The organism is Clostridium tunisiense TJ (assembly GCF_000300195.1).
Taxonomy (GTDB): Bacteria; Bacillota; Clostridia; order Clostridiales; family Clostridiaceae; genus Clostridium_J; species Clostridium_J tunisiense.
In genome coordinates this window covers 32201-44746 of sequence record NZ_AMQH01000014.1, presented here as the reverse complement: position 1 = coordinate 44746, position 12546 = coordinate 32201, and the positions used below count along the sequence as shown (strand labels likewise).

Sequence of the window (12546 nt, the reverse complement as noted above, 5' to 3'; positions counted from 1 at the left end):
AGAGATAAAATTGAAAGAAAGCTTATTTAAGAATATAGATGATAGAAGTAGTGATTTAATAGCAATGGCTGACTATATTTTTGATAACCCAGAACTTGCCTTTAAAGAATATAAAGCTAGTAAATTACTTACAGATTACTTAAAGGAACAGGGCTTTACGGTTGAACTAGGGCTTGGAAGCCTAGATACAGCATTTAAAGCTATATTTGAAAATGGAGTTGGTGGACCAAATATAGGACTTTTATGTGAATATGATGCATTGCCTATGGGACATGGATGTGGACACCATATGCAGGGTCCTGCAATTATTGGAGCTGCAACTTCAATTAAAGAATTATACAAGGACAAGCCATATAAATTAACAGTTTATGGAACACCAGCAGAAGAAGGTGGCGGCGGTAAAATAAAGATGATAAAAGAGGGCTATATCAAAGAGCTAGATGTGGCACTTATGATGCATGGTGGCCCCGCTACTCAAGTAGATATTAAATCCTTAGCAGCTAGCAGTATTAAAGTTATTTACCACGGTAAGAGTGCCCATGCAGCCTTAAAACCAGAGCAGGGAAGAAGTGCGTTGGATGCCCTGTTGTTAACCTTCCAAGCAGTTGAATTTTTAAGAGAACACGTTCAAGAAGATACAAAAATGCATTATACAGTTGTTGATGCAGGTGGGCCAAATAATGTAGTACCTAAAATAGCATCTGGTTCTTTTAGCTTGAGATCTTATAATTCTTCCTATTTAAAGTCAGTAGTAGAACGATTTGAAGATATTGTTAAGGGTGCTGCACTTATGACTGGAACCACCTATGAGATTATAAGAGAGAAAGATTTGGATAGTAAGGTACCAGTTTACTGCTTAAATGATGTAGTTATGAATAATGCAAAGTTAATAAATGCACCTAATATTAAGCCTGCAAGAGAAAAAACTGGATCTTCAGATTTTGGTAATGTTATGTACATTATACCAGGGTCATGTATAAGAATATCTTTCGTAGATGAAAATGCTTCATCCCACTCACAAGAGTTTTTAGATGATGGAAAAACTCAAAGGGGACACGATGCAGTAATAAATGCAGCTAAAATAGTTGCTGGAACTGCTTTTGATTTAATTGATAATCCTAGTATTCTCTCTGAGGTAAAGCAAGAATTTAATGATACAAAGGCTAAAATGAGTTTAGTATAATATTTTATCTCCCTCAAACTTAGGTTTGGGGGAGATAAGTTTTTTCTAGAATAATATAAATTTTGATTCTAGTTAAGTATATTGGATATATTTAACTTCTAAGTTTTTATAGTAAGGTTACTTTCTTTAATAGCAAATGTTGTAATCAAAGCTAAGTGAAGATTTAAATTTATTCAAGTAAGTAAGATCTACTTAAAAATTAAAAAACTATTCATTAAATTGTAAGTTTATACCTTTGATTACTACAGTTTTTTGGGTTATAATTTATTAGTACAAGTTATCGATAACTTTATATGATTTATAGAACTTAAAGCAGATGGGCGGCTTATCACCCATTTGCTTTATTTTTTTATGTACAATAACATAGGAAAAGGAGGGGTAGTATGAAAAGGCTTTTTAAAGACAAAGAGTTTTTTACAACTATTCTTACATTGGTTATTCCAATAACACTTCAAAATTTAATTAGTTCCTCATTAAACATGGTGGATAATGTAATGATAGGAAGATTAGGAGAAAATGAAATAGCAGCAGTTGGACTTGTTAATCAGTATTTTTTCATTTTCATGCTTTGCTTATCTGGGATAAATGCTGGAGCCAGTATATTTATGGCTCAATATTGGGGACGAAAAGACAAATCCAGTATTAAAAAAGTACTTGGCTTGGATTTAGTTTTAGGAACTATTGCTTCAGTTATATTTACATTAATTGCGCTATTTATACCCCAATCTATTATGAGAGTATTTACCAATGAAGTTATAATAATTGACTTAGGAGTTCAATACTTAAGAATTATATCAATAACCTTTATGCTTACTAACATAACTCAAGGTTTTTCAACTGCTTTAAGATGTACAGGCATTGCAAAACCACCTATGTTTGCAAGTTTAATTGGAGTATTAACAAATGCTTTTTTAAATTGGATATTTATATTTGGAAACTTTGGCGCACCTGTAATGGGAGTTGCTGGAGCAGCTTTAGCTACTAGTATAGCTAGATTGGTTGAAACAGCTATAGTTTTAGTTTATGCATATAGTCCTCAAAGTGTTATTAGAGGAAAACTTAGGGAATTTTTAAACTTTAATCTGGAATTTATTAAGAATTATTTTAAAACCTCTTATTCAGTTATTTTAAATGAATTAGTTTGGGCTTTAGGTATGACTACTTATTCAGTAATCTATGCAAGAATTGGAATTAAGGAAGTTGCGAGTATGCAAATTGCTACTACGATAAATAACATGTTCATGGTATTATGTATAGGTCTTGCTGTTGCAGCAAGTATAATGGTAGGTAATAAAATTGGAGCAGGTGAAGAAGAGGTTGCTATTAATTACGCAGGAAAACTTGGTGTGCTTGCTCCTATGATTGGAGTAGTAATTGGAGCAGCTTTATGGATTTCTGCACCAGTAGTAACTGGAGCTTTCAAGATTAGTGAGGATACAATAAAACTAACAGTGACTGTACTGAGAACTATGGCTTTTTTTGCACCTTTAAGATTTTTTAATGTACTTATGATCGTAGGTATATTTAGAGGTGGTGGAGATACCACTTATTCCATGCTTGTTCAGCTTGGTACTATCTGGTGCTTCTCTATTCCTGTTGGATTTATTGGAGCAGTGTACTTTAATTTATCTCTTCCAGCTGTTTATTTAATAATTTGTATGGAAGAATTGATAAAAGTAATATTTGAGTGGGCAAGGCTACGATCTAAAAAATGGATTAAAAGCATTATAGATGATAAAGAACCAATTAAAATTAGTGCTTAGGAATATATAATTGAAGGCTACCAGAGAAAATTACTGGTAGCTTTTAATTATATGTCTTAAATTTTCTAAGTTTAAAGTGTATGGCTGCAAGAAAAGCTCCAACAGTATTTGCAATCAAATCTATATCTGTGTCAATCAAGGATTCCTGTGCTGGGTTTGAAGGTTTTAAGAAAATATCAATTGAAAACTCTAAAAGTTCAAAGCATTGTCCTAAAGCCATGCCTAAAACCACAATAAAAACAAAATCATAAATTCGCAGAGGTCCTTTGGTTTTAGTAAGCTTTACAAAAATTGAGTAAATAAGAAGGGTAAAAGCATAAGTTCCCAAAACATGAAGAAATTTATCAAATATAACTGATATAGTGTAAAGCTTAAGGTAATCTCCTACAGAGGTATGGAGAATTAAGGTTAGCATAATAATTAATCTAATATAGTTATTTATGTAAAAATCATATTTTATTTCTAAAAAAGTTCCTAATAATAATAATACAATAATAGCAACTATTTCATATAAATAATCCATTTCATTCTGTTTAAATAGTCCAAACCCAATGATGACTTGAGTAGCTATAAAAATTACTGTCATAAAATTAATTAATTTTATTTTGTATTTCATTTAGATTCCTCCAGTTACATATTGTTTTTAGAGTAACCAATAATTTATTTGTTATGTAGAAAAATAAATGAAAAACGTTAAAAATAATAAAACCTATGAGGTGCATAGGTTTTATTAGGTGGTAAATTCCAAACATATTAAGTAGAGCTAAAAAGCAGCTTTTGGTAGAGTTTTATTTTGAAGCTTCTTCAAAAGCCATACGCACTATATCTTTTGTAGTGCCGCCTTCATAGATTTTATTTTTTTCAACATAGTAGGTTGGAACATAATAGTAGTCATATTCTTTAGAAACTTCAGGATGTTTTTCCTCATCAATAACTTCCACTTTAATATCCTTATACTTTGGATTTTCGGCTTTAACTTCCTCTATCCAAGTAAGTGCTCTTTTGCAGTGAGGACACCAGTCAGTTATAAACATAGTAATATTTTTCATTAATCTTCCACCTTTCATTTAGAATATATTGTTCTATATAAGTTGCAATACTGCTTTGCATTTCAAGTGCTTGCGGAGCAACTTATGCAAAAGAGAATGCAAAATAGAATTTTATATTTTGTTTCTTTATTGCATTCTATACTAATATTATATACCTTTAATAAGTATTTTAAAGATTCATATGGAATTTTATGTTTGACTTATAACTGTAAATATTAAACTTTAATATTGCAATTTATTAGCTTATTTACAAAATAAGCTTAGAAGAACTAATTTCTTTTAGGTTAATTCAATGTTTTAGTGACCTTTATTGTTGAATAATGTTTATTTATGGTATATAATTTAAATAATGTTTTTGGAGTGTTAATAATAAGAATTCCAAATTAAGACTATAATAGACATATAGATGTCTATTATTTTTTTATGGGGGTATTAACTATGGATTTTTTAGTTAAAGCTAATGAAATAAAGGATGAGTTAATTCAAATTAGAAGAGATTTTCACAGAAATCCTGAGCTAGGATTTGAATTACATAGAACTTCACAAAAGGTTAGAGATTTTTTGGAAAGAGAAGAAATAGAATATAGAATCGTTGCTGAAACTGGAATTGAAGCTATTATACGAGGAGGAAAAACTGGTAATGGTAAAACTATTGCTATAAGAGGAGATATGGATGCATTGCCCCTATTAGACAAAAAGAACGCTTCATATTCTTCCAAAGACATGGGTAAAATGCATGCTTGTGGACATGATGCCCATACTACCATGCTCCTTGGAACTGCTAAAATAATGAACGCTATGAAAAAGGAACTTAAAGGAAATATTAAGTTGTTTTTTGAGCCAGCAGAAGAAACTGTTGGTGGAGCTAGATTAATGATCGAACAAGGTGTCCTTGAAAATCCCCATGTTGATGCTATAATCGGATGTCACGTGGATGAAGGGTTGCCAGTTGGTGCCATTGGTATAAAAAATGATGTAGTATATGCGGCTTCTAATCCTTTTAAAATAACCATTTATGGAAAAGGTGCTCATGGTGCTAGTCCCCATAAGGCAGTAGACCCAATAATTATAGGAAGCAATGTAATAGTTGCTATACAAACTTTAGTAAGCAGAGAAGTTAGCCCCACATCACCAGCAGTGGTTACAGTTGGTACATTTAATGGAGGCACTGCTCAAAATATAATACCAGAAGAGGTAACCATTAGCGGAATTATTAGAACTATGAAACTAGAAGATAGGGAATATTTTAAATCAAGGTTGAAAGAAATAGTTGAATCAGTAGTTAAGGCTTTTCGAGGAACCTGTGAAATAGAAATTCAGGAAAGTTATCCTTGTCTTTATAATAATAATGAAATGTATAAATTTTTTCAAAGGGTAACTACTGATGTTTTAAGTGATAAAAATGTAAACATAGTAAAAGAGCCAACTATGGGAGTTGAAAGCTTTGCATATTTTTCTCTTGAAAGACCAGCTATGTTTTACTGGTTGGGATGTGGAAATAAGGAAAAAGGAATTATATATCCTGCACACAGTAGTTTGTTTGATATTGACGAAGAGTGTATTCCAATTGGTGTAGCATTACATTGTGCTGCAGCTTTTGAGTTTTTAAATAATAACTAAAGCAACATTTAGTAATTTGGAGGAAGAAATGAAAATAGATATAGGAATAAATGAAGCAGGTCAAAGAAGCGATAAATTTGTAAGGAAATTATTAAAGGATGTACCATTAAGTGCTATTTATAGAGCCTTTAGAAAAGGTGATGTTAAAGTAAATGGAAAGAAAATTAAAGAAAAATATTCTCTAGTAGAAGGGGATGTTTTGGAAATAAGAGAAATACAAAGTAATAGTGAAAAGAAGCATTTTGAAAGAATTGAAAACAAACTTAAAATTACCTATGAAGATGAAAATATATTAATGGTTGAGAAATGGCCAGGTGTTTTAGTACATAGTGATAAAAAAAATGGAGAGGCTACGCTTACTGATTATGTGCTATCTTATCTTTATGACAAAGGTGACTATGAACCTGAAAAAGAAATAACTTTTACACCAGCTCCCTGTAATCGACTAGACAGAAATACATCTGGAATAGTTATTTTTGGGAAAAATTTTTCTTCTTTAAAGCTTTTAAATGAAATGATTAGAGAAAGAAAAATAAAGAAACATTATATGGCTCTAGTAAAAGATCGTATAAAAGATGGAATTTACGAAGCATATATATTGAAAAATGAGGAAAATAACGTATCTAAAATATATGATAATGAAGTTAAGGATTCTAAAAAAATAGCTATGGAAGTAACAAATATTCAAAGCTGCGGAACTTTTTCATTAATTGAAATCGATCTTATAACTGGCAGAAGCCATCAATTAAGAGCACATTTAAAACATCTGGGAAATCCAATAATCGGAGATCCAAAGTATGGAGATAAAAAGGTCAATAACTTCTTTGTAAACAGGTATGGGTTAGATTATCAATACCTATATGCATTTAAGGTATTATTTAAGGATACTCCACAAGAGTTAGCTTACATGGAAAATAAAACTATAGCTGAATCACTACCACCAGTATTAAAAAAGATTAAGAATGATGTTTTTAAATTTTAGTGGAGGTTTTGTATGGAAGAAGGTTCAAAGTTAACACAGCAATCAGCAGCAAAAGGCTTTGCTGTGCTTACAGCTTCTATGCTGCTTGTAAAAGTATTATCTCTTTTATACGTACCAGTGTTAAGAGGAATTTTAGGAAAACAAGGATTAGGTGTATATTACTCAGCTTATTCTATATTTTCCTTTATCTATGTTCTTGCTAATGCAGGAATTCCAGTAGCAATATCTAAAATGGTAGCTGAGTTAGATGCATTAGGTAATTATAAGGATGCCTTAAAGACTTTTAAGATTGCCAGGTCTTTGTTAGTAGGATTCGGATTAACTATATCCCTACTTATGTTTATTTTTGCAGGACCTTTATCTAGGAGCTTAGAAAGCTCAGAGTCTACTCTTGCAATTCAAGCACTATGTCCAACTATCTTTATTACTGCAATTTTATGCTCTTATAAGGGATATTTTCAAGGGAAAAGTAATATGACTCCCACGGCAATATCGCAAGTGGTAGAACAAATATTTAACATAGTATTTAGTTTGTTGTTTGCTTATATTCTCATATCCTTTGGGGATAGTTATGGAGCAGCAGGAGGAACTGTTGGTACTACCTTAGGTGCTCTTGGAGCTGCACTATATTTAATTTATGCTTACAATAAAAGCAAGAGATTTAATATCCCTAAGGGGGGAAATAATCCAGAGGTTAAAAGGCTTTCAAATGAAGAGATAATAAAAAGAGTATTGGCATATGCAGTACCTATAACAATTGGTGTAGCTCTTCAGAATTCAGGTATGATTGTAGACTTAAAGATAGTTAAGTCTAGATTGTTAATCGCAGGTTTTGGTAGTAACATTGTTGAGGAGTTATGGGGAGTACTTAGCCAATATAATACCTTAGTGTCAGTTCCTATGGCCATTATTGGTTCTTTATCAATATCCATATTAACAATAATATCAAGGCATAATGCTATTAAAGATAAGAAGGCTCTAAAATCTAGTGTGAGTTCCACTTATAGAGTTACCTATATCATTGCTGCGCCTTGCGCTTTTGGACTTGCAGCACTTAGCACTCAGATTCTAACACTTATTGGTTATGATATCCAAGCAGCGCCTTTATTTACTTATGGGCCATTAGTTATAATTCTAACAGGAATATCACTAGTACAAACCTCCATTTTACAAGGTTTGGGAAAAGTAAAAATGGTAACAGTGTACTCCTTAATGGGACTTTTAGGGAAAATAGTTGCAAACTATATTTTTGTTGCTATTCCCTCAATAAACATTTTAGGAGCAGTGATAGGAAATGGTGTGGGCTTTTTAATTATGGTTACACTTAGCCAGAGATTAATAAACAACTCGTTAAAGATAAGAATAAAATTAATTCAGCCTAGTATTAAACCTATATTTGCAAGTTTAGCTATGTGGATTGCAACTGTATTGGCTTATAAGGTGGTAAATATAGTGTTTTCTATATTTCTATCGGGATACATTTTAAATGCTCTTTGTACAATGATAGCTATAATTATAGCAGTGCTTGTTTATATTGTTGTACTATTTAGTATTGGAGGAGTAAGAAGAAAAGATTTAGACTCTTTGCCGAGAAAAATAGTAAGATTTATACCAACTAAGCTTTTGAATAAAATAAAATAGAATAAAATTATATAATTAAAAAATAAAATGACTTTTAATTAATTAAAGTCATTTTATTTTTTTCTTTTAAGAGGATTTTCTCACTAAAAATGTTGAAACTAAAAATAATGAAAAACCGGTGAAAATTATAATAATGTTCTTTATTAGAAAAATGTTATCTGGAATTGTAGAGTTTAAAATCAATATTAACATAATTACCAATACTGTAAGAAGACTCATTATGAGAAATTCTCCTAAGGAAAATCTTAATGTGACTACTTTTGAGATTTCATATAAATTCATTAGAAGGCCAATAAGGGCTGAGGCCGCCATGGAAATCCCATATCCCATAATATTAATTGAAGGAATTCCAATTAATATAAATATTAAAACTAACTGAATTAGGGATGTGATTATAGAGTTTATGAGAATAACCTTTTGTTTTCCAAGTCCATTGAGAATTCCGTAGGAGCAAGCAGAAGCATAAAGAAAAGGTGCGCATATTGCAGCAATTTTAATAAAAGACCCTAAATCAGTTCGATTAAAAAATAATTTACCTAAGGAATCAGGAATGAGATAACAAATTAAAAGAGTTGAAACTCCTAGCAAAAAGCACATTTTAATTACTTCACTAACTCTAGCTTCTAAGTTACTATAATCCTTTTGGGTTATACTTCTTGAAATATCTGGAATTAATACTGTAGACATTGAAGCTACGATAACTATAGGGAAGAACACTATTGCTAGAGCCATACCATTAAATTTACCAATAAGCTCTAAAGCTGTTACATGATCAAAACCTGCAACCATTAATCTTAAAGGAACTAACAATGTAGATACACTGTGAATGGCTGTTGAAAGAAATCCATTGATAGCTAAGGGTAATGCCATCACTAATACATTAAATAATAACTGAGCACGGTTCTCACCTTTTTCACCACTAGAAATAAATTTACGTTTGCTTCTTTTAAAAAACATATAAAGAAAAACAAAACTAATTATTTCCCCTACGGTAAAAGAAAAATAAGTAGCTGCCACGGTAGATTTAATATCTTTTAGGGCAAAATAATTAATTACTCCTACCATTAAAAACATCCTCACTGCTTTTTCTACAATGTCAATTACTGATGGAGTAATCACCTCTGAAACACCATAAAAATACCCTTTATATACAGAGGAGAGAGCAATAAAGATTAACGCTGGGCAAATGATCCAAAGTGAATAAAGTGAACGACTATCTCTAATTATATAAGTGCTTAGTAAAGGTGAGATTAAAAAAATAATAAGTGTTATGGTGATAGACCAAAGCAAAGTAAAAGCAAAGGTAATACTAACACTTTTATTTAAGTTGCCGTAGTGGTTTGTCCCATAATAAGCTGAGGCTTCCTTCGATAAAGCAGCAACTAAACCACCACAAACAAGGCAAGTGAATAAATCATATATAGGCATTATTAAGCCATATAGGCCTACTCCTTCTGGACCAAGCTGTCTAGATAAAATAATTGAAAACATGAATCTTAAAATACCCATGGCTAAATTAGATATAGTTAATACAAATGTATCTCTATAAAAAGTATCTTTTCCCATAAAAACCCCCACATAAATAATATATTAATACTTATGTAGGGGTTCTGGTTATTATTCTATTATTTTAAGTTTTCAGGGTTTAAGCATTTTAGCTCGTCTATAACAAATAATCCATCTTTTCTTATTAGTACATCATCAAAATAGATTTCTCCGCCACCATATTCTGGTCTTTGAATATAAACAAGATCCCAGTGTATTGCAGATTTGTTACCATTAAATGCATCATCATAAGAACTTCCAGGAGTAAAGTGGATTGAACCTGCTATTTTCTCATCGAATAATGTGTCTTTCATAGGTGTTAAGATATAAGGATTTACGCCTATTGCAAATTCACCAACATATCTTGCACCTTCATCTGTATCAAAGATGTTATTAATTTTTTCAGTGTTATTAGCAGTGGCATTAACTATTTTACCATCTTTAAATTCTAACTTTATGTTTTCGTAAGTATATCCTTGGTAAACAGCTGGTGCATTGTAGCTTAAACATCCATTTACAGAATCTTTAATTGGAGCTGTATAAACTTCTCCATCAGGTATATTAAGCTCTCCAGCACATTTAATAGCATTCATTCCCTTAATAGAGAAAGATAAGTCAGTACCTTCACCCTTAATATGAACTTTATCAGTTCTTTCCATTAGGTTGACTAAGTTATCCATAGCTTCTGACATCTTGCTATAATCTAAATTACATACATTAAAATAGAAGTCCTCAAATCCTTCAGTACTCATATTAGCTGATTGAGCCATAGAGTAGTTTGGATATCTTAAAACAACCCATCTAGTTTTTGGAACTCTTATTCCACCATGAACTGGAGCCCATAAATACTTAGAGTATATGGACATCTTTTCAGAAGGTACATCAGATTGTTCAGTAATGTTGTTGCCAGCTCTTATACCTATGTATGCATCCATATCAGACATTCTTTCAGCCTCATACTTTGCCATCATTTCCATTTGCTCTTGAGAGCAACCCATAAGTAAAGCTCTGTCTACCTCTTTATCTTTAATAGTAACAAAAGGTAGAGCACCTACAGCGTAAGTTTGTTTAACTAATTCTGTTACTAGTGGTGTTTCAAGACCTACAGCCTCAATAAGCACCTTTTCTCCTGCTTTTAATTTGCATGAGTAATTAATTAAGTTTTTCGCCAAAGTTTCAATTCTAGGATCCTTCAAAATAATTCCTCCTTCGTTTTAAGTTGCAATACATATTATATGTATCCTAAAAAATATAATAACAGTTTATATTCAATTGGTAAATATTATTAGTAAAACTTTTCAGTGGATTTTAATTAAACTAATAATTCTATATTTTCTTTCTTTCAAATATATATAAACTAAGAAATATATAGTGGGGGATTTTATGAAGAAATTAGTTGGTTGGATAATAATAATTATATTTTCAATATCTATATTGTTTTTAGTAAGCAAAAATAACAATCAATATAGTATTAGTTGCAACGATAAAAAGATAGAAGTACAATTAAAGTACAAGGGGTTAGAAAACTCAGTAGATTTTACTAAGGATAATAAGGGAACTTATTTCATAGCTTTCACAAATAAGGTTGTAGCTATAGAGAAGAATGGAAAAAGTTATGTTCTAATGGAAGATAATGATTTTAATATTTGGAGCATGGAATACTATAACAATAAGTTATATATTGCAACTAAGGATAAGCTAGTGTTATATGACATTGAAAGTAGGCAAATGGAAAACTGCATAGAAAATATCCCAAACTATGGAGACTTTCCTAGAATTTTAATGAAAGTGAAGGGTGATTATCTATTTATAACAGTAGGTGCAGCTACCAATGCTGGTGTGGTTGGACCTGATAATAATTGGATATCTAGTTATCCTAGTCATCATGATTATACTCCTAAAAAAATAACTCTAAAGGGAACTAAGTTTGGTGAAAATAACAATGGGGCCTTTGTCCCAAATAATACGGAAAATATAAAAGGTCAAATTATAGAAGGCAGTAAAATTGGAACATCAACAGTTCTAATATATAATCTTAACACGAAGGCCTACGAAACCTTTGCATGGGGAGTTAGGAACATTTCTGGCTTAGATTTTTCAAGTGAAGGAAAAATCTATGGAACTATAGGTGGAATGGAAGATAGAGGGTTAAGACCTATTGTAAATGATTCTGACTATATTTATGAAATTAAAAAAGGGGTTTGGCATGGCTTTCCAGACTTTTCTGGTGGAGACCCAGTTACCTCACCAAGATTTTCTAATAAAGATAATGTAACTAATTCTTTTTTATTAGAAAAGCATCCTAGCAATAATCCACCCGCACCTGTTTACCAACATAATGATGTGAAAACTCTTGGTAGCCTTTGTATAGATACTAAGGGAATATTGACAGGTAAGGATAACATGATTTTTTATGATAAAAAAAATAATGAAATTTTATCATACAATACAAAAGAAAGACCAGTGACCTTCATAAGTTTAGGAGATAAAAGCAATATAACAAGTATGAAAATTATAGAGGATCAGTTATTATTATTAGAAAATAGTGAGGGTATACTATATAGTGTTAGTTCTAAAATAGACAGTGATTCAACTTATTTTAACAATAATATGTATCTAAGTTTATTAGTTATAACTTTAACTTCCATTGTATCTATTATTTTATTGCTATTAAGAGTAAAACATAAATAATATTAATATAAAATTTATATACTAACATAGTAAATAAGTTTTATAAAATAACTAAAGTACTAGATATTTAGA

The 12546-nt window shown here is 31.0% G+C and carries 10 protein-coding genes; 6 read left to right on the top strand and 4 right to left on the bottom strand.

What is annotated here, in order from left to right:
- The first annotated feature begins 10 nt into the window (after positions 1–10).
- Positions 11–1183 carry a M20 family metallopeptidase gene (locus C661_RS0115310; protein WP_017416222.1) on the top strand — a complete coding sequence of 391 codons (1173 nt, stop codon included), beginning with the start codon at positions 11–13 and terminating at the stop codon, positions 1181–1183.
- Positions 1184–1566: 383 nt separating this feature from the next.
- A complete protein-coding gene (locus C661_RS0115305) occupies positions 1567–2946 on the top strand; it encodes an MATE family efflux transporter (protein ID WP_017416221.1) in 1380 nt (459 codons plus the stop codon).
- Positions 2947–2989: 43 nt separating this feature from the next.
- On the opposite strand, the gene C661_RS0115300 is transcribed toward C661_RS0115305, so the two are convergent.
- Positions 2990–3562, bottom strand: coding sequence for a DUF2238 domain-containing protein (locus C661_RS0115300; protein ID WP_017416220.1), 573 nt, complete (start codon positions 3560–3562; stop codon positions 2990–2992).
- 172 nt (positions 3563–3734) lie between these two features.
- The gene (locus tag C661_RS0115295; protein WP_017416219.1) at positions 3735–3995 is read right to left on the bottom strand and encodes a glutaredoxin family protein; all 261 of its coding nucleotides are present in this window, start codon (positions 3993–3995) and stop codon (positions 3735–3737) included.
- Between the two features lie 438 nt (positions 3996–4433).
- Between C661_RS0115295 and C661_RS0115290 the strand changes: the two genes are divergently transcribed.
- The 3 genes from C661_RS0115290 to C661_RS0115280 are packed head-to-tail and all read left to right on the top strand — an operon-like array spanning position 4434 to position 8238.
- A complete protein-coding gene (locus C661_RS0115290; protein WP_017416218.1) occupies positions 4434–5615 on the top strand; it encodes a M20 metallopeptidase family protein in 1182 nt (393 codons plus the stop codon).
- Between the two features lie 28 nt (positions 5616–5643).
- Positions 5644–6597, top strand: a complete 954-nt coding sequence (locus C661_RS0115285) for an RluA family pseudouridine synthase (protein ID WP_017416217.1) — start codon at positions 5644–5646, stop codon at positions 6595–6597.
- Positions 6598–6609: 12 nt separating this feature from the next.
- A complete protein-coding gene (locus tag C661_RS0115280) occupies positions 6610–8238 on the top strand; it encodes a putative polysaccharide biosynthesis protein (RefSeq protein ID WP_017416216.1) in 1629 nt (542 codons plus the stop codon).
- Positions 8239–8304: 66 nt separating this feature from the next.
- Here C661_RS0115280 and spoVB read toward each other — a convergent pair whose 3' ends face one another.
- Both spoVB and C661_RS0115270 read right to left on the bottom strand, forming a co-directional pair.
- Positions 8305–9804, bottom strand: coding sequence for a stage V sporulation protein B (gene spoVB, locus C661_RS0115275; RefSeq protein ID WP_017416215.1), 1500 nt, complete (start codon positions 9802–9804; stop codon positions 8305–8307).
- A gap of 59 nt (positions 9805–9863) precedes the next feature.
- A complete protein-coding gene (locus C661_RS0115270) occupies positions 9864–10979 on the bottom strand; it encodes an aminopeptidase (RefSeq protein WP_017416214.1) in 1116 nt (371 codons plus the stop codon).
- Between the two features lie 187 nt (positions 10980–11166).
- Here C661_RS0115270 and C661_RS0115265 point away from each other — a divergent pair, with 187 nt between their 5' ends.
- Positions 11167–12474 carry a PQQ-dependent sugar dehydrogenase family protein gene (locus tag C661_RS0115265; protein WP_017416213.1) on the top strand — a complete coding sequence of 436 codons (1308 nt, stop codon included), beginning with the start codon at positions 11167–11169 and terminating at the stop codon, positions 12472–12474.
- Positions 12475–12546 lie beyond the last annotated feature (72 nt).